The sequence below is a fragment of the Streptomyces sp. NPDC104106 genome, from assembly GCF_055584345.1.
In genome coordinates this window covers 40,962-66,831 of the sequence record NZ_JBVJMF010000011.1, presented here as the reverse complement: position 1 = coordinate 66,831, position 25,870 = coordinate 40,962, and the positions used below count along the sequence as shown (strand labels likewise).

Annotated in this window: 24 protein-coding genes; 12 read left to right on the top strand and 12 right to left on the bottom strand. The window is 72.2% G+C overall.

From position 1 onward, the window contains the following. Nucleotides 1-36: 36 nt before the first annotated feature. The gene (locus tag ACZ60X_RS25165) at nt 37-528 is read right to left on the bottom strand and encodes an inorganic diphosphatase (RefSeq protein ID WP_014674108.1); all 492 of its coding nucleotides are present in this window, start codon (nt 526-528) and stop codon (nt 37-39) included. 124 nt (nt 529-652) lie between these two features. Between ACZ60X_RS25165 and dacB the strand changes: the two genes are divergently transcribed. From dacB to folE, 6 genes are all read left to right on the top strand, one after another. Beyond that, nucleotides 653-2,206 carry a D-alanyl-D-alanine carboxypeptidase/D-alanyl-D-alanine endopeptidase gene (dacB, locus tag ACZ60X_RS25160; protein WP_469603099.1) on the top strand — a complete coding sequence of 518 codons (1,554 nt, stop codon included), beginning with the start codon at nt 653-655 and terminating at the stop codon, nt 2,204-2,206. Between the two features lie 147 nt (nt 2,207-2,353). Next, nucleotides 2,354-3,487: a zinc-dependent metalloprotease gene (locus ACZ60X_RS25155; protein ID WP_469602545.1), complete on the top strand. Its 1,134-nt coding sequence runs from the start codon at nt 2,354-2,356 to the stop codon at nt 3,485-3,487. 191 nt (nt 3,488-3,678) lie between these two features. Next, entirely contained in the window at nt 3,679-4,731 is a 1,053-nt protein-coding gene (gene tilS, locus ACZ60X_RS25150) for a tRNA lysidine(34) synthetase TilS (protein ID WP_469602542.1), read from the top strand. 73 nt (nt 4,732-4,804) lie between these two features. Next, nucleotides 4,805-5,365, top strand: coding sequence for a hypoxanthine phosphoribosyltransferase (hpt, locus tag ACZ60X_RS25145; RefSeq protein ID WP_037753105.1), 561 nt, complete (start codon nt 4,805-4,807; stop codon nt 5,363-5,365). A 195-nt stretch (nt 5,366-5,560) separates the two neighbouring features. After that, nucleotides 5,561-7,600 carry an ATP-dependent zinc metalloprotease FtsH gene (gene ftsH, locus ACZ60X_RS25140; protein ID WP_469603097.1) on the top strand — a complete coding sequence of 680 codons (2,040 nt, stop codon included), beginning with the start codon at nt 5,561-5,563 and terminating at the stop codon, nt 7,598-7,600. Nucleotides 7,601-7,712: 112 nt separating this feature from the next. Then, complete coding sequence (folE, locus tag ACZ60X_RS25135; RefSeq protein ID WP_469602539.1) at nt 7,713-8,318, top strand: GTP cyclohydrolase I FolE; 606 nt, start codon at nt 7,713-7,715, stop codon at nt 8,316-8,318. A gap of 36 nt (nt 8,319-8,354) precedes the next feature. On the opposite strand, the gene ACZ60X_RS25130 is transcribed toward folE, so the two are convergent. The 6 genes from ACZ60X_RS25130 to ACZ60X_RS25105 form a co-directional block, all read right to left on the bottom strand. Further along, nucleotides 8,355-8,843: a DUF3180 domain-containing protein gene (locus ACZ60X_RS25130; protein ID WP_469602536.1), complete on the bottom strand. Its 489-nt coding sequence runs from the start codon at nt 8,841-8,843 to the stop codon at nt 8,355-8,357. Nucleotides 8,844-8,914: 71 nt separating this feature from the next. After that, the gene (folK, locus tag ACZ60X_RS25125; RefSeq protein ID WP_469602533.1) at nt 8,915-9,526 is read right to left on the bottom strand and encodes a 2-amino-4-hydroxy-6-hydroxymethyldihydropteridine diphosphokinase; all 612 of its coding nucleotides are present in this window, start codon (nt 9,524-9,526) and stop codon (nt 8,915-8,917) included. Continuing rightward, nucleotides 9,523-9,882, bottom strand: a complete 360-nt coding sequence (folB, locus tag ACZ60X_RS25120) for a dihydroneopterin aldolase (RefSeq protein WP_358655199.1) — start codon at nt 9,880-9,882, stop codon at nt 9,523-9,525. Before folB ends, folK begins: the two co-directional genes overlap by 4 nt. A gap of 262 nt (nt 9,883-10,144) precedes the next feature. Then, nucleotides 10,145-10,699: a nuclear transport factor 2 family protein gene (locus tag ACZ60X_RS25115; protein WP_469602528.1), complete on the bottom strand. Its 555-nt coding sequence runs from the start codon at nt 10,697-10,699 to the stop codon at nt 10,145-10,147. After that, a complete protein-coding gene (gene folP / locus ACZ60X_RS25110; protein WP_469602526.1) occupies nt 10,696-11,700 on the bottom strand; it encodes a dihydropteroate synthase in 1,005 nt (334 codons plus the stop codon). The genes ACZ60X_RS25115 and folP overlap by 4 nt, the downstream gene beginning before the upstream one ends. A 236-nt stretch (nt 11,701-11,936) precedes the next feature. Beyond that, complete coding sequence (locus ACZ60X_RS25105) at nt 11,937-13,775, bottom strand: phosphatidylglycerol lysyltransferase domain-containing protein (protein ID WP_469602523.1); 1,839 nt, start codon at nt 13,773-13,775, stop codon at nt 11,937-11,939. A gap of 204 nt (nt 13,776-13,979) precedes the next feature. Between ACZ60X_RS25105 and ACZ60X_RS25100 the strand changes: the two genes are divergently transcribed. Both ACZ60X_RS25100 and ACZ60X_RS25095 read left to right on the top strand, forming a co-directional pair. Continuing rightward, complete coding sequence (locus ACZ60X_RS25100) at nt 13,980-15,104, top strand: alpha/beta hydrolase (RefSeq protein WP_469602522.1); 1,125 nt, start codon at nt 13,980-13,982, stop codon at nt 15,102-15,104. 95 nt (nt 15,105-15,199) lie between these two features. Further along, nucleotides 15,200-16,696 carry a hypothetical protein gene (locus ACZ60X_RS25095; protein WP_469602520.1) on the top strand — a complete coding sequence of 499 codons (1,497 nt, stop codon included), beginning with the start codon at nt 15,200-15,202 and terminating at the stop codon, nt 16,694-16,696. A gap of 86 nt (nt 16,697-16,782) precedes the next feature. Here ACZ60X_RS25095 and ACZ60X_RS25090 read toward each other — a convergent pair whose 3' ends face one another. Beyond that, entirely contained in the window at nt 16,783-18,078 is a 1,296-nt protein-coding gene (locus ACZ60X_RS25090; RefSeq protein WP_469602519.1) for a PH domain-containing protein, read from the bottom strand. 95 nt (nt 18,079-18,173) lie between these two features. After that, on the bottom strand, nt 18,174-18,731 hold the full coding sequence (locus tag ACZ60X_RS25085; RefSeq protein WP_469602518.1) for a PH domain-containing protein: 558 nt from the start codon (nt 18,729-18,731) through the stop codon (nt 18,174-18,176). Between the two features lie 31 nt (nt 18,732-18,762). Here ACZ60X_RS25085 and ACZ60X_RS25080 point away from each other — a divergent pair, with 31 nt between their 5' ends. Further along, nucleotides 18,763-19,914: an NADH-quinone oxidoreductase subunit D gene (locus ACZ60X_RS25080; RefSeq protein ID WP_469602516.1), complete on the top strand. Its 1,152-nt coding sequence runs from the start codon at nt 18,763-18,765 to the stop codon at nt 19,912-19,914. A gap of 4 nt (nt 19,915-19,918) precedes the next feature. On the opposite strand, the gene ACZ60X_RS25075 is transcribed toward ACZ60X_RS25080, so the two are convergent. Continuing rightward, nucleotides 19,919-21,052, bottom strand: coding sequence for an SAM-dependent methyltransferase (locus tag ACZ60X_RS25075; RefSeq protein WP_469602514.1), 1,134 nt, complete (start codon nt 21,050-21,052; stop codon nt 19,919-19,921). A gap of 118 nt (nt 21,053-21,170) precedes the next feature. Here ACZ60X_RS25075 and ACZ60X_RS25070 point away from each other — a divergent pair, with 118 nt between their 5' ends. Beyond that, nucleotides 21,171-22,373, top strand: a complete 1,203-nt coding sequence (locus tag ACZ60X_RS25070; RefSeq protein ID WP_469602511.1) for a sensor histidine kinase — start codon at nt 21,171-21,173, stop codon at nt 22,371-22,373. A gap of 53 nt (nt 22,374-22,426) precedes the next feature. Further along, nucleotides 22,427-23,098 carry a response regulator transcription factor gene (locus tag ACZ60X_RS25065; RefSeq protein WP_469602510.1) on the top strand — a complete coding sequence of 224 codons (672 nt, stop codon included), beginning with the start codon at nt 22,427-22,429 and terminating at the stop codon, nt 23,096-23,098. A 48-nt stretch (nt 23,099-23,146) separates the two neighbouring features. On the opposite strand, the gene ACZ60X_RS25060 is transcribed toward ACZ60X_RS25065, so the two are convergent. Beyond that, nucleotides 23,147-24,286 carry a DUF5937 family protein gene (locus tag ACZ60X_RS25060; protein WP_469602507.1) on the bottom strand — a complete coding sequence of 380 codons (1,140 nt, stop codon included), beginning with the start codon at nt 24,284-24,286 and terminating at the stop codon, nt 23,147-23,149. A gap of 161 nt (nt 24,287-24,447) precedes the next feature. Here ACZ60X_RS25060 and ACZ60X_RS25055 point away from each other — a divergent pair, with 161 nt between their 5' ends. Continuing rightward, on the top strand, nt 24,448-24,654 hold the full coding sequence (locus ACZ60X_RS25055; protein WP_469602504.1) for a hypothetical protein: 207 nt from the start codon (nt 24,448-24,450) through the stop codon (nt 24,652-24,654). On the opposite strand, the gene ACZ60X_RS25050 is transcribed toward ACZ60X_RS25055, so the two are convergent. Continuing rightward, a complete protein-coding gene (locus ACZ60X_RS25050; protein ID WP_469602502.1) occupies nt 24,655-25,812 on the bottom strand; it encodes a threonine aldolase family protein in 1,158 nt (385 codons plus the stop codon). Between the last annotated feature and the right edge of the window lie 58 nt (nt 25,813-25,870).

Genomic DNA, 25,870 nt, shown 5'->3' with positions numbered 1-25,870 from the left:
GCACGCGTGCGGCCCGTTCAGCGAGACAGGGACCGCTCAGTGGCCGCCCTGCTCCTTGAAGCGCTTGTACGACCGCTCGATCTCCGCCTCGGCGTCGGAGCGGCCCACCCAGTTGGCGCCCTCGACGGACTTGCCGGGCTCCAGGTCCTTGTACACCTCGAAGAAGTGCTGGATCTCCAGGCGGTCGAACTCCGAGACGTGGTGGATGTCGCGCAGGTGCTCCACGCGCGGGTCGGTGGCCGGCACGCACAGCAGCTTGTCGTCGCCGCCCGCCTCGTCCGTCATACGGAACATGCCGATCGCGCGGCAGCGGATCAGGCAGCCCGGGAAGGTCGGCTCGTCCAGGATGACCAGCGCGTCCAGCGGGTCGCCGTCCTCGCCGAGGGTGTTCTCGACGAAGCCGTAGTCGGTCGGGTAGGCGGTCGAGGTGAAGAGACGACGGTCCAGGCGGATCCGACCGGTCTCGTGGTCCACCTCGTACTTGTTGCGCGAACCCTTCGGGATCTCGATCGTGACGTCGAACTCCACCGGTGGCTCCTCCATGATCAGCACATAGTTCTGGTGGTTAAGTGTCCCTCACGCAGGTGTGTGATCGCGAAAGGGGCTGGTGGTCGTGCCAGAGCCGAGGCCGTGGCGGGGCGCAAGACCGCAGGTGGAGCGGATCGCGAACGCCGTACGACCACGTCTGGCGCGGGCCGTGACGGCCATGAGGCCGCGGGTCGCGCGGTTGACGCGGGCCCTTGCCTCGCGGTCCCCGCACCTCCCCCGTCCGCGAGCCGTCAGGACCTGGCAGTACACCGCGGGCGCCGCCACCGCCGGCCTCGCACTCGCCGCCGGCGTGGTGACCGTGGCCGGCCCCTGGGACGCCAACGGCCAGCGTACGGCCGAGCGCGACCGGGCGATCGCCCTGGAGCGGTCAGGTGGCGCAGATCACGGTGACTCCGCGGCCGCCGGGGCACCGCAGCCCGCGCCGAGCGCCGGACCCGTCCTGGTGGGGCTGGACGGCGCGACGGGCGCCGTCGGCACCAAGAAGGCCGCCCCCGGCGCAAAGCCCCTCTCGGACCTCCTGGGGCCCCTTCTGGATGCCCCCGCGCTCGGCGGCGGCCACGCGGCGGCCGTGGTCGACATGACCACCGGCAAGCGGCTGTACGGCAGCGACGACGGCAACGCCCTCATGCCCGCCTCCACAACCAAGATCGCCACCGCCGTCGCCGCACTGTCCGCCCTCGGTCCCGACCACCGCTTCACCACGCGCGCGTCCCTCGAACCCGACACCGGCGAACTCGTCCTGGTCGGCGGTGGCGACCCCACCCTGACGGCCCGCACGCAGGCCGACGACCCGGCCGGCCTGCGCCGGCTCGCGGCCGACACCGCCAGGGCCTTGAACAAGCGCGGCATCCGGAAGGTCACGCTCTCCTACGACACGACCCTGTTCACGGGCCCCGCCCTGCACCCCATCGGCGTGAACGACAACCTCGCCCCGGTCAGCGCCCTGACCGCCGACGAGGGCCGCACCGACGACTCCACCAGCGGCCCGGCGCCCCGCGTGAGCGACCCGGCGGCGGACGCGGCCGCGAAGTTCGCCGGCTTCCTCAAGGACGCAGGCATCACCACGACACCGCCCGGACCCTCGAAGGCCTCCACGCGCGCGCAGAACCTCGCCACGGTCTCCTCGCCCCCGCTGTCCGACATCGTCGAGCGGATGCTGACCAACAGCGACAACGACATCGCCGAGACCCTGGCCCGCCAGACGGCACTCGCGAGCGGCGAGCCGGGCAGCTTCGACGGCGGCGCCAAGGCGATCTCCGCGCGGCTGACGAAACTGGGCCTGCCGATGGCCGGCGCCTCCTTCCACGACGGCAGCGGCCTCAACCGGGACGACCGGCTCACGCCCGACCTGCTCACCGGACTCCTGGTCGCGGCCGGCGACCCGGCCCGCCCCGGCCTGCGGTCCGTCCTCACCGGCCTGCCCATCGCCGCCTTCACCGGCACCCTGGCCGACCGCTACACCGACGGCGCGGCAGGCCTCGTCCACGCCAAGACGGGCACCCTGACCGGGGTCAACACGCTGGCCGGCACGGTCGTCGACGCCGACGGACGCCTGCTGGGCTTCGCCTTCATGGCCTCCGGCACGACGAACCCCCAGGAGGCCCAGTCGGCCCTGGACAGGACGGCGACGGCACTGGCGGGATGCGGTTGCGGCTAGGGGTGTCGTCCGGATCATCCCGGCCTCGCGGGGCCTGGCACGCACATCTGTGGCGTTGTCGCCACCACCCGCTGCGCACGCGCGCGTGGCGCGCACCCGGCGCCGTGGCCACTGCCCCAAGTGGGACGGCTCACGTACGGTTGACGCATGACTGGCTTCGGTGGCACCACATCTCCCGGGATGGTCGACTGGAACCTCGCGGTGGCGACCGCGACACGGCTCGTGCGACCGGGCCCCGACGTCAGCCGCGACGAGGCACGCGCCGTCGTCGCGGAACTGCGGCGGCACGCGAAGGCCTCGGAGGAGCACGTCCGGGGCTTCACTCGTATGGGCACCGGCGAGATCCACGACACCCCGGTCCTCGTCGTCGACCGCCCCGGGTGGGTCCGCGCCAACGTCGCCGGCTTCCGCGAGATCCTCAAGCCCCTGCTGGAGAAGATGCAGGAACGGCGTGCGGGCAACCCCGGCAGCGCGGTCCTCGGCGCCGTCGGCGGCAAGGTCACCGGCGTCGAACTGGGCATGCTGCTGTCGTTCCTGTCCTCGCGCGTCCTCGGCCAGTACGAGACCTTCGCCCCGGCCACCCGCGAACTGCCGGCCGGCGAGAACGGCGGCGGCCGGCTCCTGCTCGTCGCGCCCAACATCGTCCACGTCGAGCGCGAACTCGACGTCGACCCGCACGACTTCCGCCTGTGGGTGTGCCTGCACGAGGAGACGCACCGCACGCAGTTCACCGCCGTGCCCTGGCTGCGCGACCACCTCGAGGGCGAGATCCAGTCGTTCTTGGCGGAGACCGACGTCGACCCGATGACCTTCCTGGAGCGCATCCGGGAAGCCGCGCAGTCCCTCGCCGGGGGCCGTCCCGAGGGCGAGGAGGAGGACGGCGGACGCTCCTTCGTGGAACTGGTGCAGACCCCGGCCCAGCGCGAGATCCTCGGCCGTCTCACCGCCGTGATGTCCCTGCTGGAGGGACACGCCGACTACGTCATGGACGGCGTCGGACCGAGCGTCGTGCCGTCGGTCGCCGAGATCCGCGAGAAGTTCCAGCAGCGGCGCGCCAAGGGCGCCTCCCGGCTGGATCTCGCGCTGCGCAAGCTGCTGGGTCTGGATGCCAAACTCAGGCAGTACCGGGACGGCGAGCGGTTCGTACGGGCCGTGGTCGAGCAGGTCGGCGTCGACGGCTTCAACCGCGTGTGGACCTCGCCCAACACGCTTCCCACCAAGGCCGAGATCGCCAAACCGGCGGACTGGGTCACGCGGGTGCACCGCAAGCCCGAGTCGTGAACGCCGGCGGCACGTCGTGAATCGAATCCGGCCTACGGCAGGCGAACGCCCCTCCAATCACCCGTCCGAGGGACCGTGAGCCGTGCGTAGGCGTGCAATGCTCGGGGAACCTCCCGGTTCTGTCACCATCTACACACTCTGAGTGACTGGCATCGGGCCCATCCCCGACAACTTCATGAAGGGAACCGACCATGGGTCCCCATCCTGCGGTCGCGGCGATACGCCTGGCGGTCCGCCGCGTCCTCCACGACATCCTCAATGACCACACCTCGGGTCAGCCGGGCCGCACGGCCCGCGTCGGGCACCCGGGCCGGACGGCCGAGCGGCCCCCCTCCCCGCTCGTTCTCGTCGCGTGCTCCGGCGGCGCCGACTCGATGGCCCTCGCCTCCGCGCTCGCCTTCGAAGCGCCCCGCCTCGGCGTGCGTGCCGGAGGCGTCACCGTCGACCACGGCCTGCAGGTCGGCTCCGACCTGCGCGCCGACGAGGTCGTCCTGCGCCTGCGCGGACTCGGTCTCGATCCGGTCGAGTCGGTCACCGTGGCCGTCGGCCGCGAGGGCGGCCCGGAAGCCGCCGCCCGCGACGCCCGCTACGCCGCCCTGGACGCCGTGAGCGAACGCCACGGAGCCGCCGCGATCCTGCTCGGCCACACCCGCGACGACCAGGCAGAGACCGTCCTGCTCGGCCTCGCCCGCGGCTCCGGCATCCGCTCCCTGTCCGGCATGGCCGCGGTCTCGGGGGCCGGCGGCCGTTACCGGCGCCCCTTCCTCCAGCTCGACCGGCAGACCGCCCGCAAGGCCTGCATGGTCCAGTCGCTCCCCGTTTGGGACGATCCTCACAATGCCGACCCGGCCTACACCCGCTCCCGGCTGCGGCACGAGGGTCTGCCCGCCCTGGAGAAGGCCCTCGGCAAGGGCGTCGTGGAGGCGCTTGCCCGCACCGCCCAGCTCTCCCGCGACGACGCCGACGCCCTCGACACCTGGGCCCGCCAGGCCGAGGCCTCCGTACGGGACGCCGCGGGCCTGCTGGAGTGCGCCAAGCTGTACGCCCTGCCGCCCGCCGTGCGCCGCCGCATCCTGCGCCGTGCCGCCATCGAGGCCGGCGCCCCTGCGGGCGCGCTGTTCGCCCGCCACATCGAGGAAGTGGACCGACTGATCACCGGCTGGCGCGGCCAGGGGGCCATCAATCTCCCCGGCAGGGTCGTCGCCCAGCGGCAGGGTGGCAGACTGGTGATTCGGCAAGGCTGAATCCCGACCCAGCGGAGCGATCCTCCGGCGGTCCGGGCGGCCGGCCGCCGGAAGTGCGGGACGACCGAAAGTGATGCGGGTGGACGCGAAAGACATGGGTGCCGACCTCGAGAAGGTGCTCATCACCAAGGAAGAGATCGACGCGAAGCTGGCCGAGCTGGCCGCGAAGATCGACGCGGAGTACGCGGGCAAGGACCTGCTCATCGTCGGCGTCCTCAAGGGCGCGGTGATGGTCATGGCGGACCTCGCCCGGGCGCTGTCCACCCCCGTCACCATGGACTGGATGGCCGTGTCCTCCTACGGCGCGGGCACCCAGTCCTCCGGTGTCGTGCGGATCCTCAAGGACCTCGACACCGACATCAAGGGCCGGCACGTCCTGATCGTCGAGGACATCATCGACTCCGGCCTGACCCTGTCCTGGCTGATCAACAACCTCGGCTCGCGCGAGCCCGCCTCGCTGAAGGTGTGCACGCTGCTGCGCAAGCCCGACGCCGCGAAGGTCGCGATCGACGTCGAGTGGGTCGGCTTCGACATCCCGAACGAGTTCGTCGTCGGCTACGGCCTCGACTACGCCGAGAAGTACCGCAACCTCCCGTTCGTCGGTACGCTCGCGCCCCACGTCTACGGCGGCTGAGCCGGTCGGCGCAGTCCTTGTAGGACGATCGGGAACCCCGGCGGGTTCCAGGCCGTTGAAGCATGCAGAGACGGGTTTCCCAGCCGTCGATGCGACTTCGTGCGGCTTCGGACAACCATGCTGGGGTACCGTCAGAAGAACTGTCTTATCAAACTCACTATGGCAGGAGGGACGGGGCGGCACCGCTCCGTATGGATGGACGTGAAGCGATACTTCCGTGGGCCGGTCATGTGGATCGTGCTGGCCGTCCTTGCCGTGGTCGTGTTGATGCAGGTCGTCGGCTCGTCCGGCGGCTACAAGACGGTGGACACCGGCCAGGTCGTTGCGGCGATCAATGACAACAGGGCCCAGTCGGCCAAGCTGACCACAGGCGACGAGCAGACCATCAAGGTCACCCTCAAGGACGGCCAGAAGGTCGACGGCAGCTCGAAGATCCAGGCGAGCTACATCGACCGTCAGGGCGAGAGCATCGCCACGATTCTGCAGAACAAGTACCAGAGCAAGCAGCTCCCGGACGGCTACACGGTCTCGCCGTCCAAGCAGAACCCGTTCCTCGGCGTCCTGCTCTCCCTGCTGCCGTTCGTTCTGATCGTGGTCGTCTTCCTGTTCCTGATGAACCAGATGCAGGGCGGCGGCTCCCGGGTCATGAACTTCGGCAAGTCCAAGGCCAAGCTCATCACCAAGGACACCCCGAAGACGACGTTCGCCGATGTCGCGGGCTGTGACGAGGCCGTCGAGGAGCTCCACGAGATCAAGGAGTTCCTGCAGGAGCCGGCCAAGTTCCAGGCCGTGGGCGCCAAGATCCCCAAGGGTGTGCTGCTCTACGGCCGCCCGGGTACGGGCAAGACGCTGCTCGCGCGTGCCGTCGCCGGCGAGGCGGGCGTGCCGTTCTACTCGATCTCCGGTTCCGACTTCGTCGAGATGTTCGTCGGTGTCGGCGCCTCCCGGGTCCGTGACCTGTTCGAGCAGGCCAAGGCGAACGCCCCGGCGATCGTCTTCGTCGACGAGATCGACGCGGTCGGCCGCCACCGCGGCGCCGGCCTCGGCGGTGGTCACGACGAGCGTGAGCAGACGCTGAACCAGCTGCTCGTCGAGATGGACGGCTTCGACGTCAAGGGCGGCGTCATCCTGATCGCCGCCACCAACCGGCCCGACATCCTGGACCCGGCGCTGCTGCGCCCCGGCCGCTTCGACCGGCAGATCGCGGTGGACCCGCCGGACCTGCAGGGCCGTCTGGAGATCCTCAAGGTCCACCAGAAGGGCAAGCCGGTCGCGCAGGACGTCGACCTGTCCGCCGTCGCCCGCCGTACTCCGGGCATGACCGGCGCCGACCTCGCGAACGTGCTGAACGAGGCCGCGCTGCTCACCGCCCGCGGTGACCAGAAGCTGATCGACAACAAGGCGCTGGACGAGGCGATCGACCGCGTGGTCGCGGGCCCGCAGAAGCGGACCCGGATCATGTCGGACAAGGAGAAGAAGATCACCGCGTACCACGAGGGCGGTCACGCCCTGGTCGCGGCGGCCTCGCCGAACTCCGACCCGGTCCACAAGATCACCATCCTGTCCCGCGGCCGCGCCCTGGGCTACACGATGGTCCTGCCGGACGAGGACAAGTACTCGACCACGCGCAACGAGATGCTCGACCAGCTCGCCTACATGCTGGGCGGCCGCGCGGCCGAGGAACTGGTCTTCCACGACCCGACCACCGGCGCCGCGAACGACATCGAGAAGGCCACCAACCTGGCCCGCGCGATGGTCACGCAGTACGGCATGACCGAGCGGCTCGGCGCGATCAAGTTCGGCGGCGACAACAGCGAGCCCTTCCTCGGCCGTGAGATGGCTCACCAGCGCGACTACTCGGAAGAGGTCGCCGCGCTGGTCGACGAGGAGGTCAAGAAGCTCATCGAGACCGCGCACAACGAGGCCTGGGAGATCCTGGTCGAGAACCGCGACGTGCTCGACCAGCTCGTGCTCCAGCTGCTGGAGAAGGAGACCCTGGGCAAGGAGGAGATCGCCGAGATCTTCGCCCCGATCGTGAAGCGCCCGCCGCGGCCCGCATGGACCGGCTCCTCGCGCCGCACCCCGTCCACCCGGCCGCCGGTGCTCTCCCCGAGGGAGCTGGCACTGACCAACGGTGCGAACGGCGCGACGGCCGCGATCAGCACGGCCAAGTCCACCGCCGCGGAGTCCGCCCCGGTGACGGACCAGACGCCGGAGGACCGCTCCGAGAGCTGAGCGTGTTTCGGCCAACAGGGCCGGAATGAATGCCGCGCCCCCCAGGGTTTTAGCCTGGGGGGCGCGGCATTTTCCTTATGCACGCATGCGGACGACAGGAACGAGGCACCAGATGACCGACCCCGTGACGCTGGACGGCGAGGGACGCATCGGCGAGTTCGACGAGAAGCGCGCCGAGAACGCCGTGCGGGAGCTGCTGATGGCGGTCGGAGAAGACCCGGACCGTGAGGGCCTGCGCGAGACGCCGGCGCGGGTGGCCCGGGCGTACAAGGAGATCTTCGCGGGCCTGTGGCAGCAGCCGGAGGACGTCCTGACGACGACGTTCGATATCGGCCACGACGAGATGGTCCTGGTGAAGGACATCGAGGTGTACTCGACCTGTGAGCATCACCTGGTGCCGTTCCGGGGCGTGGCGCACGTCGGGTACATCCCCTCGACGTCCGGGAAGATCACGGGACTGTCCAAGCTGGCCCGGCTCGTGGACGTCTACGCCCGCCGCCCGCAGGTCCAGGAGCGGCTCACGACGCAGATCGCGGATTCCCTGATGGAGATCCTGGAGCCCCGGGGCGTGATCGTGGTCGTGGAGTGCGAGCACATGTGCATGTCGATGCGGGGTATCCGCAAGCCGGGGGCGAAGACCATAACGTCGGCCGTCCGCGGTCAGCTGCGGGACGTCGCCACCCGGAACGAGGCCATGAGCCTGATCATGGCGCGCTGAACACCGCGCGCCGGGACCGGCGGGGCGGCGCCGCAGTCATGCCGCCGGCTCCGCCCCCGGGTGATTCTGGTCCTCGTCGTCCGGGAGCTTGCACACACGCTCCAGGAAGAGGGCCGCCGCTATCACCGCGATACCCGCGAGGACCGAGAAGCCTGCGTAGATGGCCTGGTCACGGCGTGTGGGGAGGTCCAGCAGCTCCAGCAGGAACGCGCCCGTGCCGCCGTACATGCCGGCGACGAGGGCCGCGACCAGGGCACTGGCCTGGCCGAAGACGACCGCGCGCGCGGCCATCAGCGGATCGACGCCCTTGGCGCCCGGCCGGCGCTCGCGCTGGGCCTTGAGCCGGGCACGCAGCGAGAGCGCCGTCGACAGCAGGACCGCGGCGATCAGGGCGAGCACGATGGGCGCGGCCAGCGGGACGCTGGGCAGGGTCCCGATCGAGTTCCAGAGGCGGGCGCCCGCCCAGGACAGGATCCCGGCCACGACGAACACGCCGACCAGCACCCTGATGCGCAGCTCTCTCACGGTGTCCCTTCAGCTCCCCCGGACCGGCCCGGACCGCGGTCGTGTCGACCTTGCCGTCTTGACCTTAACGACTACTCGGGCAGTCGGAGTTCCAGGTCGGCGCGCGGCGCCACGCCCTCGCGGGTGACGGCCGCCAGGAGATCGGCCACCGGGCCCCGGCCGGGCAGCTGGGCCTGCGGGTCCACGTCGTGCCAGGGCGCGAGCACGAAGGCGCGCTCATGGGCGCGCGGATGGGGGAGGGTGAGCCGCGGGTCCTCGGAGGTGACGTCGGCGTAGGCGACGATGTCGACGTCCAGGGTGCGCGGGCCCCAGCGCTCGTCGCGGACCCGTTTGAAGGCCTCCTCGACGGCGTGCGCCCGCTCCAGCAGCGAGTCGGGGGGCAGGGTGGTCTTCAGGACCACGACCGCGTTGAAGTACGACGGCTGGCTGCCGGGCTCGACGCCCCACGGCTCCGTCTCGTACACGGGGGAGACCGCTTTCACGCGCACCCCCGGCGTGTCCTCCAGCGCGTCGACGGCGCCCTGGAGGGTCTCCAGACGGTTGCCGAGGTTGGCACCGATGGAGATGACGGCCCATTTCGGGTTCTGCAGGGTCGTGTCGGCGGCGTCCACCTGCTCGACGACCGAGGCGGGCACCGGCTGGACGGTCGGGTCGCTGTGACCCTGGAGGAAAGGTCGGGTCATACTCGGCTCCGGGTGATGGTGACGGTCACGTCGTCGAAGGGCACGGTGATCGGCGCGTCCGGCTTGTGGACGCACACCTCGACCTCCAGGACCCCTTCGTGCTTCAGACAGGTCCGCGCGATCCGCTCGGCGAGGGTCTCGATGAGGTTCACCGGCTCGCCCTCGACCTCGGCCACGACCTCCTCGGCCACGACGCCGTAGTGCACGGTCTTCGTCAGGTCGTCGTCCGCCGCGGCCGGCCGGGTGTCCAGGCCGAGGACGAGGTCCACGATGAAGGTCTGGCCCTCCTCGCGCTCCTTGGGGAACACACCGTGGTGCCCGCGGGCCTTGAGGCCGCGCAGCGCGACACGATCCACGCGAATCACTCCTGCAATCGTCGGGAAGGACCGGCCCGTACCGCGTGCGGGCGGCACGCCGTCCTGAGGACGAATCTACCTGCGGGCACTGACACAGCCGGGTCGCAGGGCCGTGGGGCCGCGACGGGACCATGAGCGTTCACTTCCTGTTTCCCCTGGGAAACCCGGTCGCGCCAGGGGTTGAATGCGGCTCATACCCAGGGGTAGGTGATTCCAACCACTTCTTCCAGTCCCCGTATGTCAGCGCGGGACGCCGGCCCGCTCAGCCGAGGGGCCCTTCGTCCGGGTTCGCTCCGTTCGGTCCGGGTTCGTTGTCCAGGACGTCCTCGGCGTCCTCGGCGTCCTCGCTCTCCGTCATGACGGGGGAGGCGTGGTGCGACCAGATCTTCCAGCCGGAGGGTGTGCGCCGGAACACGTTCGTGGCGACCACGAGCTGGCCGACCAGCGGTCCCAGCTCCGCGCCGTCCGCGGGTGCGGGGCCGCCGCTGAGGATGTTCTCGGTGCAGGTCACGAGCGCGGTGTCACCGGTGACGGACACGTGCACGTCGGTGAGGAAGAACTGGATGTAGTCGGTGTTGGCCATGATCAGGGCGTACGACCTGAGCACCTCGCCGCGGCCGGTCAGCACGGGCCAGCCGGGGTGCACGCAGGAGACCACCCCGCTGTCCGCCGGGTCGTGGTACTCCTCGTCCACGCCCAGGTCGGCGGGGCTGAGCCAGAGCGAGGACAGCTCCTCGAAGTCGCCGCGTTCCATGGCCTCGTAGAAGGCGGTGTTGGCGGCCTCCACCTGCTCGACGTCGGTGTGGGCGGCGCTCACCGCTCTCCTTCCGCAGCGCGCTCGCCGTCGGCGCCGGGTGCGCGTCCGCCGTCCTGAGCGCCGCGCTCGCCGGGTGTGCCCGGTGCGTGAGCCGTCTCACGCGCCTCGCTCCCGGTTGCCGCGCCGGGCGCCGTGCCCGCCGTACGCGCCTCTTCCACGGCGCGAGCGACCCGTACGGCGTCCGCGGTGGCGCGTACCTCGTGCACACGGACCGCCCACGCACCGGACTGTGCCGCGAGGGCCGAGACGGCGGCGGTGGCGGCGTCGCGCTCCCGGGCCGGCGGGGGCGCCCCCTTCGGACCGGCCAGGACACGGCCGAGGAACCGTTTGCGGGAGGCGGCCACGAGCAGTGGGTGCCCCAGGGCGCCCAGGCGGTCGAGGTGGGCGAGGAGGGCGAGGTCGTGCTCGGCCTCCTTGGAGAAGCCGAGGCCGGGATCGACGACGATGCGGTCCGGGGCGATGCCGCCCGCCAGAACGGCCTCCACGCGCGCGTGCAGCTCGTCGACGACTTCCGCGACGACGTCCTCGTAGACGCCCCTGACATTGCCGCCCGCCAGGAAGCCACGCCAGTGCATGACGACGAACGGAGCGCCCGCGGCGGCGACCACCGGGATCATCGCGGGGTCGGCCAGGCCGCCGCTGACGTCGTTGACCAGGGCGGCACCGGCCGCGAGGGACTGTTCGGCGACGGAGGCACGCATGGTGTCGACGGAGACGACGACGCCCTCGGAGGCGAGGCCGCGCACGACCGGGATGACGCGCCGCAGTTCCTCGTCCTCGTCCACGCGCGTGGCGCCCGGCCGGGTGGACTCGCCGCCGACGTCCACCAGGTCGGCGCCCTCGGCGACGAGGTCCAGGCCGTGTTTGACGGCGAGCGCCGTGTCGAACCAGCGGCCGCCGTCGGAGAAGGAGTCGGGGGTCACATTGACCACGCCCATGACCGCGCACCGGTCCCATGCCGGAAGACCCGTCACCCGGCCGCGCCCGCTCAGGTTGTTCATACGTTCAGCGTAGGCCCCGGGGGCGTCCGCCATGACGCGGGAGCGGGCCGGGAACGCGCGGCGGCCCGGGCGGCAGCCCCTGTGCTGGAGGGGGCGGGGCTTGCCGTCCGGACCGGTCTTCGGTCATGCCGCGCGGTCCTGTGCCGTCCGTGTCCGGCCGGCCCTTCGGGCGGGAGGACACGGCCCGCTCGGGCCGCGATCCTCCGGCCTGTCCGGGCCGCGACGCTTCGGTCCTTTCAGGCCGCGCGCACGTCCCGCTCCGCCACCGAGTGCGCGCAGGGGCGCTCGGCGGCCGCCTTGCGCCGGCGCAGGAAGCGCGGGAGCGGCAGCGCGAGGTTGACGAAGCCTTCGGCCTGCATGGCGGCGATGCCTATGCGGGGCAGGTCGGCGGAGTGGCGGTACACCACGAAGCGGGGCTCCCAGCGGGGCTGGAACTTCGCGTTGAACTTGTACAGCGACTCGATCTGGAACCAGCGCGAGAGGAACACCAGCAGTCCGCGCCAGGCGCGCAGCACCGGGCCGGCGCCGATCTTCTCCCCGCGCGCGAGGGCGGAGCGGAACATCGCGAAGTTCAGGGAGATCCGGTTGATGCCGAACTTCGGCGCGGCCTGCAGGGCGGCGACGATCAGCAGTTCGTTCATGCCCGGGTCGGCGCTGCGGTCGCGGCGCATCAGGTCCAGCGAGACGCCGTCGGTGCCCCAGGGCACGAAGTGCAGGATCGCCTTCAGGTCGCCGTACTCGCCGGGCTCGTCGTCCTGCTTGTGGGCGGTGGCGATCAGGCAGTTGCCGTCGGCCGGGTCGCCGACGCGGCCCAGCGCCATGGAGAAGCCGCGCTCGGTGTCCGTGCCGCGCCAGTCGTCGGCGGCGCGCCGGATGCGGTCCAGCTCGCCGTCGCTGAGGTCACGGATGCGCCGCACCCGGGTTTCGTAGCCGGCCCGCTCGATGCGCTTGACCATTTGTCGGACGTTGCGCATCGCGCGTCCGGCGAGCGAGAAATCCGCGACGTCCACCACCGCCTCGTCGCCCAGCTCCAGGGCGTCCAGGCCGGTCTCGCGGGTCCACACCTCGCCGCCCGTCTCCGAGCAGCCCATGACGGCCGGGGTCCACGAGTGGGCCTTGGCCTCGTCCATGAAGCGCTCGATGGCGCCGGGCCAGGCCTCGACGTCGCCGATGGGGTCGCCGCTGGCGAGCATCACGCCCGAGACGACGCGGTAGGTGACCGCCGCCTTGCCGCTGGGCGAGAAGACGACCGCCTTGTCGCGGCGCAGCGCGAAGTGGCCCAGGGAGTCGCGGTGGCCGTGCTTGGCCAGCAGCTCGCGCAGCTTCGCCTCGTCCTCCTCGGTGAGCCGCGCGGCCGGGTGCTCGGGGCGGAAGGCCAGGTAGATCGTGGTGACCGCGGTGATCCAGCCCAGCGCGCCGAGCGAGAAGGCGACGGTCCAGGAGGCGTTGCCCGAGTAGTCGACGGGGCCCTCGAAGCCGAACAGGCCGTAGACGACGTGCGTCAGGCGGTCGGCCAGGCTCGGGTCGCCGATGGTCCGGTGCGGATGAACGCTGACGATCACCAGGCCGAGGACGAGGGATCCGGCGCTCATGAGGACGAAATTGGCGAGGGCGCGCCACCTGCTGCGCGGGTCCGGCAGCGCGGCGAACTCGTTCCTGTGCCGCAGCAGCGGGATCAGCAGCGCCACCGCGATCAGCACCCCGGCGAGCGAGTGGCGGTACGCGAACTGCGCGACGGCACCCGCCGGCAGCAGCGCGACCGCCGCGCGCCAGGCCCGGCGCTTGCGCCGCCCGAGCCCGTGCGCCAGCAGCAGCAACAGCACGCCGGAACTCAGCGACAGCGCCGCCGCGAAGGGTCCGAAGGAGCCTGGCAGCACCTCGGCGATCGCGTGCATGCGGCTGTGACGGAAGCGCGGGAACACCCCCGCGGCGATGTCCAGGACGCCCACGAGCGCGGCCGCCCTGCTGACCAGCGTCGGGACGGCCTCGGGGCGCGGGCCGCGCAGTATGCGCCGCGCCCGGCTGAATCGGCCCGGAACCCCGCCCGACAATTCCCCATCTATCCTGACAGACATCGCATCCCGTAGTTCTGCGAGAGACCTTGAACCCGGGCCCGATCAGGGCATCCGGCGACATTGCGCCCTCTAGGACGGTGTCCCGGAGCAAGAGGTTCACTCTTCACCGGAAAGTCGGGTCAAAGGCCGAGGAAAGCCCCGGGCAAGCTCTCGCAACGAAGCGCGGGCGGTAACCGGGCGGAAAGCGCAGGCAGGTAGCAGCCCATGGGTCTCACGAGCAATAAAGTGCTGATGCTGGCGATCGTGTTCGCCATCGTGCTGTTCGCCGGCACGGTGTGGCTGTGGCCGCGGCTGGCGCGGCAGAGCTGGCAGTCCATCGGCGGGCGGATCGGTCTTCTGCTGACCACCCAGCTGGCGCTCTTCGCCTCAGTCGGGCTCGCCGCCAACCAGGCCTTCGGGTTCTACGCCAGCTGGGCGGACCTCTTCGGCCAGGAGAACGCCCAGGGTGTGGTCGTCGACCACATAGCGGGCGGCCCGAACAGTTCCCTCCAGGTGGTCTCCACGACCCACGTCGCGGGCGTGGGCGGCGGAATGCCGCAGATGACCGGGCAGGTCCAGAAGGTCGACATCGTCGGCCGTACGACCCACCTCTCGACGCCGGCCTACGTCTACCTGCCCCCGGAGTACTTCCAGCCGCAGAACCGCACGCACAAGTTCCCCGTCTCCGTCGTCCTCACGGGGTACCCCGGCACGGCCGAGGCGCTGGTGAACAAGCTGAACTACCCGAGCACCGCCCACGGGCTGGCCAAGAGCGGCAAGATGCAGCCGATGATCCTGGTGATGCTGCGGCCGACCGTGGCGCCGCCGCGGGACACCGAGTGCGTGGACATCCCGGGCGGTCCGCAGACCGAGTCCTTCTTCGCCAAGGATCTGCGCGACTCGGTGATGTCCCAGTACCGGGTGGACAAGACGCCCTCCAGCTGGGGCATCATCGGCGACTCGACCGGTGGCTACTGCGCGCTGAAGATCGCCATGCACCACCCGGGCTCGTACGCGGCCGCCGTCGGCCTGTCGCCGTACTACAAGGCGCCGATCGATCCCACCACCGGCGACCTCTTCCACGGCAACAAGGACCTGCAGAACCGCGCCGACCTGTTCTGGGCCATCAAGCACCTGACCCCGCCCGAGACCTCGCTGCTCGTCACCAGCAGCAAGGTCGGTGAGCACAACTACAAGGACACGATGAAATTCATCAAGGCGGTCCAGGGCACGAACGTGACCAGGATTTCCTCGATCATCCTTCCGAGCGGTGGCCACAACTTCAACACGTGGATGCGGGAGATCCCGGCCGCGCTCCAGTGGCTCAGCACCCGGCTGACCGCGAACTGACGCCGTTGCCCTGACGCCCCGTGAAGCACGCGGTGTCGCCGTGTTTTTACGGGGCGGGGGCCCGCGATTCGCCTACGCGCGGTAAGTTTCTGGCCATGCCACGTGGACGCCACCGCCATTCCCCACCTCTGCACCGGCTGTTGCCTCCCTCGGCGATCGCCGGCGTCTCCGTCGTCTGCGCGCTGGGTCCCTGGGTGTTCTCCGAGACCACGGTGCTGCGCGTGCTGGCAGCGGCCGCCGCGGCGACTGCCGTCGTCGGAGCGGTCGTGATGCGCCACTGGGACGCGCAGGCGGGCAAGCAGGTCGCCGAACTCACACGCGCGCGTGCCAGCGACGAATGGCGCAACGAGGAGCGGATCGCCGAACTGGAGACCGACCTGGAGGAATCCCGCGAGCTGCGCGCCAAGCTGGAGCAGCGCCTGCGGGCCAAGCGCGCCGAGCTGGCCGGCCTGCGCAACGAGCACGCGGCGCTGCTGCGCCGGTACGCCACGGCGGAGACCGAGCGCGCGAGCGCCCTGGAGGGCCGCCGGCTGCTGGAGATCGAGGCCGCCGTGCCCTCCTCCGCACCCGCCCTGCCGCCGGCGCGGAGCGCCGAGCCGGAGCCGCGGCCGGAGCCGGCCGACTCCGTGAAGGCGGTCGCGGCGGCGGACGGGGACGGGCAGCCCGCGTACGCGGTGTTCTCCCCGGAGGGGGCGCGGCTGTACCGGCGCGCCCTGACGGCCCTGGCCGCGTTCGAGGGTGAGGCTTCGGCCGGCGTCGATACCGACGCCGAGGCCGGGGCGGAGCCCGAGGCCGGGGCTGAGGACGGTGCCGGGGCTGAGGACGGGGCCACGTCCACGTCCGCGTCCGAGCCCGTGGTGTTCGGTGGGGAGGCGGCCGCGCCCGAGAGCGCCGAGGGCGCCTCTTCCGAGGCCGGGCTGTCCGAGGGCGCCGATGCCGAGGCCGAGTCCGTCGCCAAAGGAGAAGAGGCCGGGGCATCCGCCGGTACCGCAGCCGCCGAGGGCGCCGCGGCAGGCGTGACCGGCGCTGCGCCGGAGGGGCGGACGGGCGGTGCGTCCGACGGCATCCGTGCCGCCGGCGGCGAGGGCGTCGCACCCGGCGCGGCCGTCGCCCGCAGCGAGGCCGCTGCCCCGAGCACGGCCGTCGTCCAGAGCCAGAACGCTGCCCCGAGCGCGGCCGTCGTCCAGAGCCAGAACGCTGCCCCGAGCGCGGCCGTCGTCCCGGGCCAGGCCGGTGCCCGGCGTGCCGCCGGCGAGGCGGCCCCGGCCGTGGCCCAGCCGCCCGCCGGGCACTTCACTGTGCCGACCGCGGTGGCGGTCGTCCCCGCCGCGCCCGCGCGGCGCCCGGTGGTCGAGGGTGGTTTCGACTTCTTCGGCACGCAGAAGGCCGCGCCCGGGACCGCGCTGGACTCCGTACAGAACGAAGACCTCGCCGATGTCGTCGGCCAGGAGGCCCTCGCCGTGCACAAGGCGGAGGCCGAGGCCGAGTTCAAGGACGCGCAGGCGCCCGCGGCCGGCCAGGTCATCGACCTGACCGCGCACGACGAGACCGAGCAGATCGACGTCCAGCGGCTGCGCAGCGCGGCTTCCTGAGGCGCCGCTGCGTAGTCCCGTGAGGCACAGGGCCCGGCTTCCCGAGAGGAGCCGGGCCTTGTCTCGTCCCGGAGAGCGAAGTCCGTTCAGCCGACGGTCATCCAGCGGTCCGGGCGCGCGTCGCGGCGTCCTGTGCGCGACCGTTCGGCCTGCTCGTGCAGGAGCCGTACGGCCTCTTCGGCGTCCCGCTGCCGGGCGGTGACGGTCTTTCCGGCCCCGGTGTCCACGTGGACGTCGGCGAGCCGCCACAGGCGCTGCCAGGGCCCCTGGGTGAGCCGTACGCTCTGCACCTTGGCGTGGGGGACCAGCGAGAGCCTGTGGCGCAGCAGACCGTGCCGGGCGGCGAACACCGTGTCGGTGACCGCGAGGCCGTAGCCGCGCCACCACAGCGCAACGCACCACCGGGCCCGCCCCGGTGCGCGGGACAGTTCCCGGGGAACGGTCACGCCCGGCAGTACGCGCGCGATGACCGATTCGGCGACCGCGCGCGGGGCGACCGGTATCAGCACCGAGTTGGCCGACCCGGCCACGTGCAGTTCGACCCGCACCCAGCCGAGCCGCCGCCACAGCAGGGGCTCGACGATCCGCACGGTCTGCACCCGACCGGGCGGCACCGTCTCGTGGGTGCAGTCGAGCAGGCCGTGGTCCAGGCGCAGCCCGTCCGGTGACTCGCCCACGGTCCAGTCGAACTCGGCGACGAACCGCCGCGCGCTGCCGGCGCCTGCGCCGCCGAGCAGGGGCAGGCCGGTCGCGAGGACCGTCCACAGGTTGTGGGTGGTCAGCCACAGCACGGTCGGCAGGACGAGCGCGGCGCACAGGGACCCCCAGGTGGCTGCCGTCAGCACCAGGGAGAGCGCGAGCGCGCGAGGGGGCACCCGCAGCAGTTCGCGGGCCGGTGCCTCACCGACCTCACGTGCCGTCTCGGGTGTGAAGCCCGCGGCGCGCGCGAGTAGTTCCGCGCGCAGGGCGCGCGCCTCCTGCTCGCCGAGAAAGGCCAGTTCGTCCTTCTTGTCGGTGCCGACGACGTCGATCCGCAGTTTCGCGACGCCCGCCACGCGCGCGAGGAGGGGACGCGAGACGTCCACGGCCTGGATGCGCTCCAGCCGGATGTGCGCGGTGCGCCGGAACAACAGGCCGGTGCGGATGCGCAGTTCGGACTCTGTGACCGCGAAGTGCGTGAACCACCAGGACAGGAAGCCGTACAGACCGGCCACGGGCACCAGCACCGCGAGCCCCAGCAGGAGCATGGCACCGGTCAGCCGCGCCAGCTGCTCCTGCGCGCTGTTCGGGTCGTGCGCCGCCCAGCCGGCGAGTACGGCGACCGGCGCCCACGCCCGCCGGAACGGCGTGACCGGATGCAGTCTGCGCTCGGCTGCGCGCACGCGCCCCCCGCCCCCTTGCGCGCCCTCTTCGGTGCCCTCGGCGCGCGCGGCATCGGCATGCGCGGCGGCTATGCCGTCGCCGTGTCCCGGGCTGGTCACAGGCCCGCCGATCGGGCCTCGCCCAGCTCGGTGAGCCGGTCCCGGAGCCGTTCCGCCTCGGCCGGGTCCAGGCCGGGGATGGTCGCGTCGGTCGCGGCGGCCGCCGTGTGCAGCTGCACGGTGGCCAGTTTGAAGCGCCGCTCCACCGGTCCCGAGGTGACCTCCACCAGCTGCATCCGCCCGTACGGCACCACGGTCTCCTCGCGCCACAGGACACCGCGGCTTATGAGCAGGTCGTCCGCGCGCTCGGCGTAGCGCCAGGAGCGCCAGTTGCGCCCCAGCAGCCGCCAGCACCACGCGGCGCACACCACGGGCAGCAGCGCGAACGCCGCCCACGCGGGGCCCGCGAACAGGCCCGGCAGCAGACCCGCGGCGAGCGCGAGCACCGCCGTCCAGACCCCGAGCAGCAGCCGGCGCATCCGCAGCAGGCCCGGTGGCAGCCCCCGCCACACCGCCTCGCCCCCCGGTGGCCCCGCCGTCCCCGCCGTGTCTGCCGGCCCGTCTGTGCCCGTCGTCCCCGCCGTGCCCGTCTCACGCGGGCTCCCCGTTTCCATGGCTCCAGCGTACGTAGGGGAGACTGGGGCCATGACTCCTACGACCCAGACCACGGTCGGGATCGGCGGCGCCGCGGAGAGCACCGACATGGTGCTCAACATCGGTCCCCAGCACCCGTCCACGCACGGCGTGCTGCGGCTGAAGCTGGTGCTGGACGGGGAGCGCATCGTGCGCGCGGAGCCGGTGATCGGCTATATGCACCGGGGCGCCGAGAAGCTCTTCGAGGCGCGCGACTACCGGCAGATCATCGTGCTCGCCAACCGCCACGACTGGCTGTCGGCGTTCTCGAACGAGCTGGGCGTGGTCCTGGCCGTGGAGCGCATGCTCGGCATGGAGGTGCCCGAGCGGGCGGTGTGGACGCGCACGCTGCTCGCCGAGCTGAACCGGGTGCTGAACCACCTGATGTTCCTCGGTTCCTATCCGCTGGAGCTGGGCGGCATCACCCCGGTGTTCTACGCGTTCCGCGAGCGCGAGGTGCTGCAGAACGTGATGGAGGAGGTCTCCGGCGGGCGCATGCACTACATGTTCAACCGCGTCGGCGGCCTCAAGGAGGACCTGCCGGCCGGCTGGGCCGCACGCGCGCGTGCGGCCGTCTCCGCCGTGCGCTCGCGCATGGACGTCTTCGACGACCTGGTGCTCGGCAACGAGATCTTCCGGGGGCGCACGCGCGGGGTCGGCGCGCTGACGCCGGGGGTCGTGCACGCGTACGGCGTCAGCGGGCCCATCGCGCGCGCCTCGGGCGTCGACTTCGACCTGCGCCGCGACGAGCCCTACCTGGCGTACGGCGATCTCCAGGGCACCCTGAAGGTCGCCACCCGGAGCGAGGGCGACTGTCTCGCCCGCTTCGAGGTGCTCCTGGAGCAGACCCACAACGCGCTCGACCTCGCCGACGCCTGTCTGGACCGGCTGGCCGAGCTGTCCCCGGGGCCGATCAACCAGCGGCTGCCGAAGGTCCTGAAGGCCCCGGAGGGGCACACGTACGCGTGGACCGAGAACCCGCTGGGCATCAACGGCTACTACCTGGTCAGCAAGGGCGAGAAGACGCCGTACCGGCTCAAGCTGCGCTCGGCGTCCTACAACAACATCCAGGCGCTGACCGAGCTGCTGCCCGGGACGCTGGTCGCGGACATGGTGGCGATCCTGGGATCGATGTTCTTCGTGGTCGGCGACATCGACAAGTAGCGGGCTAGGCCCGGGTTTCCAGCGGGTCCGGGATGCCGACCGGCTGGACCAGCCAGCCGAAGCCGCCGAGGCCGCCCGGCGCGGTGAGCTCGCCGGCCTCTCCGGCGCTCGCGAGGGCGCGCACGTACGCGGAGGGGTCCGTGGAGGCCAGCGCGAGCGGCGGGCGTGCGCCGGTGATGCCCAGGGCGTGCAGGGCGGCGCGTTGCGTGAGGAGGCGCGCGGGCGCCACTGTACGCGCCGTACCGGGGGGCTCCTGCGCCGTGTCCTCGGGCGCGTGCGCCGTTTCTCGAACCGTGCCCGAGGGGCCAGGTGAGACGCAGGACGTGTCGGTTGGGGTGTGCGCCGCGCCAGCCGCCGCGCACGCGTCCAGGGCGACGTGCGCCGTGATGTCGCACGACCCGTCCGGCACGGGTGCCGTCTCGCGGCCCGCCCGGAAGCCGGTGAGCGTTCCGAACGGGGGACGGCTGTCGAGGGTGTGCGCGTAGTCCACGGCCACCGCGAGCCCCCGCACCACCCGGTCCACCGTCGACGCCCATGCCAGGTCCCGAGGCAGTCCGATCTCGGCGCGCAGTCCCTCCTCGGCGGGCAGCGGCCACCAGCGGGCGAGCCAGTCCGCCTCCGCGCCGGTCACCGGTGCCCCGAGCCGTTCGCTGCCGTCCCGCGCGACGAGGACCAGCCGGGGCACGCCCGCGGGGTCGACCTCGGCGATGTCGACGGGCACGTTGTCCAGCCACTCGTTGGCGAACAGCAGTCCGGTGACGGCGGCCGGGGGCTCGTGCAGCCAGGCGATGCGGGCGTCCAGGCCGGCCGGGCGGTCGGCGAGTTCGACGGCGTACCCGCGCGCGCGTGCGGCGACGTCGGCGGGCAGGGCGGCGAGCACCCCGGTGACCAGCTCGCCCCGACCCGCTCCCATGTCGACGAAGTCCAGCACGCCGGGCCGCCCCAGGGCCTCGTCCACCCGGCACAGCAGCCGGGCCACGGCCCGCGCGAACAGCGCGGAGGCGTGCACGGACGTACGGAAGTGACCGGCCGGGCCCTCCGGACGCCGGTAGAAGCCGCCGGGGCCGTACAGCGCCGCCCCGGCCGCCGCGCGCCAGCCCTGCCGGTCCTGCCGGTCCCACGCCGTTTCATCCGTCACCGGAACAGACTAGGCGCACAGATGATCACTTCCTCCACCTTGCGGAGTACGCGCACCGGGAGTGGATCGGCCCTCCGGTTGACCCCTGCACGCATCCCGTTTCCCTACTCTGGGTTACGTGCAGCGTCTCTATGACTTCCTCCGCCGCCACCCGACCTGGGTCGACGCCTTCTGGGCCGTCGTCCTGCTCGGGCTGTCCGGCGTGAGCGTGGTCAATACGAACGGCACACGGGGTCACCACGGGTCGGCCGCCGCAGGCATGGCCGTGTCGGTGGTTCTGTGCGCCGTCGTCGCGCTGCGCCGCCGCTACCCGGAGGCGATGCTGCTGGTCGCGTGCGCGACCGGGCTGGCGCAGCTGACCCTGGACATCGAGACGACCGTCTCGGACTTCGCGATGCTGGTGATCGCCTACACGGTCGCGGCGATCGGCGCCCGCTGGGCCTCCCGGCTCGCGCTCTGCACGAGCCTCGTCGCGGCGACCCTCGCGCAGATCCGCTGGCCGGCCGGGCACGCCAGTTTCATCGGGCAGGTCGCCATCGCGATCTTCCAGACGGTGCCGTTCGCGCTGGCCTGGGTGCTCGGCGACTCCATGCGCACCCGGCGGGCGTACTTCGCCCAGCTGGAGGAGCGCGCGTCCCGGCTGGAGAAGGAGAGAGAGGCGCAGGCCAAGGTCGCGGTCGCCGCAGAGCGGGCCCGGATCGCGCGCGAGCTGCACGACGTCGTCGCGCACAACGTGTCGGTCATGGTGGTGCAGGCCGACGGCGCCGCCTACGTCCTCGACGCCGCCCCCGACCAGGCCAGGAAGGCCCTGGAGACGATCTCCTCCACCGGCCGGCAGGCCCTCGCCGAGATGCGCCGCCTGCTGGGCGTGCTGCGCACCGGCGAGCATGAGAGCGGGGAGTACGTCCCGCAGCCCGACGTGGAGCAGATCGACGACCTCATCGAGCAGTGCCGCAGCTCGGGGCTCCCGGTCGACTTCAAGGTCGAGGGCACCCCGCGCCCGCTGCCGAGCGGCGTGGAGCTGACCGCGTACCGGATCGTGCAGGAGGCGCTGACCAACACCCGCAAGCACGGCGGGCCGGGCGCGGGCGCGAGCGTGCGGCTGGTCTACTTCGACGACGGCCTCGGCCTGCTCGTCGAGGACGACGGCAAGGGCGCTCCGCACGAGCTGTACGAGGAGGGCGGCGCCGACGGGCAGGGGCACGGGCTGATCGGCATGCGCGAGCGGGTCGGTATGGTCGGCGGCACGCTGGACGCGGGGCCGCGCCCGGGCGGAGGATTCCGCATCAGCGCCCTGCTCCCGCTCAAACCGGCGCACTGACGCCTTCACGCGCCCCTGATGACACCTGTCAGCCACTTTCGAAAAGAGACCCGATGACGATCCGCGTGATGCTCGTCGACGACCAGGTGCTGCTGCGCACCGGTTTCCGGATGGTCCTCGCCGCCCAGCCGGACATGGAGGTCGTGGCCGAGGCGGGCGACGGTGTCGAGGCCCTCCAGGTGCTGCGCACCACCCCGGTCGACGTGGTCCTGATGGACGTCCGCATGCCGAAGCTGGACGGCGTGGAGGCGACCCGGCGGATCTGCGCGGAGCCGGACGCGCCGAAGGTGCTGATCCTGACCACGTTCGACCTGGACGAGTACGCCTTCTCCGGGCTGAAGGCGGGCGCCTCCGGGTTCATGCTCAAGGACGTGCCGCCCGGTGAGCTGCTGGCCGCCATCCGGTCCGTGCACAGCGGCGACGCCGTCGTGGCGCCCTCCACCACCCGGCGGCTGCTGGACCGCTTCGCGCCGATGCTGCCCTCCAGCGGCAAGGAGCCGCGGCACAAGGAGCTGGAGCGGCTCACCGACCGGGAACGGGAGGTGATGGTGCTGGTCGCGCAGGGCCTGTCCAACGGCGAGATCGCGGCGCGGCTGGTGCTGAGCGAGGCCACGGTGAAGACCCATGTGGGCCGCATCCTGACCAAGCTGGGCCTGCGCGACCGGGTGCAGGTGGTCGTGCTGGCGTATGAGACCGGGCTGGTGCGCGCGGGCGGTCACGGCTGAGCCGGGCCCTGCCCGAAGCAGCCCCGCGGGGGCCGCTTCTCCGGCTCCTCAGCGCAGGACGCCCTCGATGAAGTCGCTGCCCAGGCGGGCCACCGCGGACAGGTTCAGCTGGTGCTGGACGTACCGGCCGCGGCGGCAGTCGGTGATCAGGCCCGCCTTCTTCAGCACCGCCAGATGCCGGGATATCTCGGGGGCCGACATGCCGTGCGCGTCGGCCAGTTCGCCGGTGGTGTGCGGGGCGCGCGCGAGATGCCGGCACAGGCGTATGCGCACGGGGTGGGCCAGGGCCTCCAGGCGGCGCGTGAGCTGCTCGACGGACGGGGCCTGCGGGCGGGTGCCGCTCGCGGGGTAGGAGATCGAGGGCTGCCAGCCGAACCGGTGCAGGACCAGGACGTGCGGCCAGCCGAGGCTGGTCGGCACCAGGACCAGGCCGCCGTCGCCCGTGGCGGTGCGGCCCACCGAGAGCTTGTCGACCGTGATGAGTCCGGCCTCCTCGTCCAGCGAGATGGCCTCGGACAGGGACGCGAGGGCCTCGCCGAGGCCCCTGCGGCGCAGGAGCTCGGTCTTGTGCCGTGCGTCGGCGGCGAGTTGGGGCTGGACGCGGGCCCAGGTGTCGGCGAAGAAGGCCTCGTCGCAGTCGAGCATCAGCTGCCGGAACCACGCGCGGACGACCGGCGGGTCATCCAGCAGACGGCGCGCGAACCGCTCCTGCACGGTCCCGCGCGCGGCGGCCAGTTCCAGGGAGCGGCGGCGCAGCTCCGGGTCGTCGAGCAGGGGCGGCTCCTGGACGTCGTAGCTCAGCTGGCAGGTGAACTCCAGCGCGGCGTTGACGAACTGATCGTCCGTCAGCTTGTCCAGCAGGTCCAGCTCCTCGGCGAGGGTGGCGCCGGGCAGGGTGCGCCGACCGGGGATGCCCGCGAACGGGGCGAAGACGTCCGAGAACGTCGTACGCCACAGGAAGTCGGCCTCGCACAGGCGATCGGCCAGCCGGGGGTCCAGCCGGGACGAGACGGCGGTCGCCCAGCCCTGGAGGTCGGGGTGGTGGCCGGGCTCGCTGAGCGCGTGCAGGGCCATCCCCAGCTCCGCCAGCGGGGAGGGCACGACGCACACGCGCCCCCACTTCCCGGCCCCGCCCGACCCGGGGGCGCCCTCGTCGGCGAGTCCGGAGACGTCGATCGTCACGCTCATGTGTCCATCGTGCACCGGCCCACTGACAGTGCCCCCGTGGATTGACGGCAGCCGTCAATCCACGGGACTTCCGCACGGGCCTCGGCCAGGCTTGAGGGACCGGGGCAGCCGCGGAGCCCGATCAGCCACAGATCAGCCACGTCCCGTGAAGGCGACCAGCCATGAGCATCACCCAGCAGTACCTCCTCGACAGCTACCGCGCGCGAGTGCTCGGCGAGCCCGAGCCGCCCGCGCCCGGCCGCCACGACCTGATGGTGGCGCGCGAACTGCGCGAGTACCGGCGCTTCAGCGCGGTCATCGCCGAATGCCGGGCACGCGGACGCGTGCGCCACACCCTGCGCCGGTGGCTGCGTCCCCGCGCGCTGTGATCAGCGTGCGGGCAGGCGTGTCACGAAGTCGGCGACGGCCGCCCGCACGTCGTCCGCAGTCCACTCCAGGCCCGCGGCGGCGACCGTGACCTCCGTGAACGCCAGGTCCGGTCCGCCGCGGTCCCAGGCCCGCGCGAACAGCAGGACCGAGGTCTCCTCCGCCTGCCGCACCGCGGCCTCGGCCACCACGCCGGGGTCGTACGGAAGCCAGACCTGGAACTCGTGGGTGTGCGGCTCGTGCGGGTGGACGCGCGCCCAGGGCAGCCCGGCCTCGGCGAAACCCTCGCGCAGCGCGCCGGCCACCACGCGCGCGTGCCGCACGTATTCCGGCAGCCGCGGCAGTTCCGTCTCCAGTCCGACGAGCGCGGCGAGGGCGGTCGGGAACTGCTGGAAGACCATGCCGCCGTACCGGTGCCGCCAGGTCTTCGCCTCCTCGACCAGGGTCTTGGGCCCGGCCAGCGCGGCGCCGCCGAAACCGCCGAGGGACTTGTAGAACGACACGTAGACGCTGTCGGCGAGGCCCGCGATCTCCTCCAGAGGGCGGCCGAAGCGCTCCGTGCACTCCCACAGGCGCGCGCCGTCGAAGTGCACCACCGCGTCGCGCTCCCGCGCGGCCTCGACGGTCGCCGTCAGCTCCTGCCAGGTGGGCAGCACATAACCGGCGTCCCTGAGGGGCAGTTCCAGCATCAGCGCGCCGAAGGGCTCGTCGAAGTCGCGTATCTCGGCGGCCGTGGGCAGCCGGGGCTCGCTGGTCACCCGCACCGGGCGCAGGCCGCTGACCTGGCTGAAGGCGTTCCGCTCGTGCACTTCGGGGTGGGACAGGGCGTGCAGGGCGACCGTGCGGTCGCCGGTGCGCGCCGCCCAGCAGCGCAGGGCCACCTGCTGGGCCATCGTGCCCGTCGGGAAGAACGCGGCGGCCTCGGTGCCGAGCAGGCCGGCGACCCGCTCCTCCAGGGCGCCCACGATCCGGTCGCCGTAGACGTCCGCCCGCTCGTCGAGGTCGTAGACCTCGGGCGCCGTCCGCGCCAGCCAGTCCAGGCGGTCCCGGATCGTGCCCTCGAAGCGAGGGCGCGACAGCACGCGCCGCGCCTGTTTCGCGGCGGCCACCCGCCGCTCGTACCGTGCCTGCCTCTGGTCCTCTTCAGCCGTGTCCGTCATGCCGCGGATCATGCCGTGCCGCACGCGCGCGACGCACGGGGGTTTCCGCGCGGCGCCC

Bases quoted from the DNA above. Each gene is read 5' to 3' on its own strand.
- ACZ60X_RS25105 (WP_469602523.1), bottom strand. From the start codon at position 13,775: ATGTCTGTCAGGATAGATGGGGAATTGTCGGGCGGGGTTCCGGGCCGA.
- folE (WP_469602539.1), top strand. From the start codon at position 7,713: ATGACCGACCCCGTGACGCTGGACGGCGAGGGACGCATCGGCGAGTTC.
- ACZ60X_RS25085 (WP_469602518.1), bottom strand. From the start codon at position 18,731: ATGGAAACGGGGAGCCCGCGTGAGACGGGCACGGCGGGGACGACGGGC.
- tilS (WP_469602542.1), top strand. From the start codon at position 3,679: ATGGGTCCCCATCCTGCGGTCGCGGCGATACGCCTGGCGGTCCGCCGC.
- ACZ60X_RS25100 (WP_469602522.1), top strand. From the start codon at position 13,980: ATGGGTCTCACGAGCAATAAAGTGCTGATGCTGGCGATCGTGTTCGCC.
- ACZ60X_RS25065 (WP_469602510.1), top strand. From the start codon at position 22,427: ATGACGATCCGCGTGATGCTCGTCGACGACCAGGTGCTGCTGCGCACC.
- ftsH (WP_469603097.1), top strand. From the start codon at position 5,561: ATGGACGTGAAGCGATACTTCCGTGGGCCGGTCATGTGGATCGTGCTG.
- hpt (WP_037753105.1), top strand. From the start codon at position 4,805: ATGCGGGTGGACGCGAAAGACATGGGTGCCGACCTCGAGAAGGTGCTC.
- ACZ60X_RS25050 (WP_469602502.1), bottom strand. From the start codon at position 25,812: ATGACGGACACGGCTGAAGAGGACCAGAGGCAGGCACGGTACGAGCGG.
- ACZ60X_RS25155 (WP_469602545.1), top strand. From the start codon at position 2,354: ATGACTGGCTTCGGTGGCACCACATCTCCCGGGATGGTCGACTGGAAC.
- folK (WP_469602533.1), bottom strand. From the start codon at position 9,526: ATGACCCGACCTTTCCTCCAGGGTCACAGCGACCCGACCGTCCAGCCG.
- folP (WP_469602526.1), bottom strand. From the start codon at position 11,700: ATGAACAACCTGAGCGGGCGCGGCCGGGTGACGGGTCTTCCGGCATGG.
- ACZ60X_RS25060 (WP_469602507.1), bottom strand. From the start codon at position 24,286: ATGAGCGTGACGATCGACGTCTCCGGACTCGCCGACGAGGGCGCCCCC.
- ACZ60X_RS25095 (WP_469602520.1), top strand. From the start codon at position 15,200: ATGCCACGTGGACGCCACCGCCATTCCCCACCTCTGCACCGGCTGTTG.
- ACZ60X_RS25080 (WP_469602516.1), top strand. From the start codon at position 18,763: ATGACTCCTACGACCCAGACCACGGTCGGGATCGGCGGCGCCGCGGAG.
- ACZ60X_RS25055 (WP_469602504.1), top strand. From the start codon at position 24,448: ATGAGCATCACCCAGCAGTACCTCCTCGACAGCTACCGCGCGCGAGTG.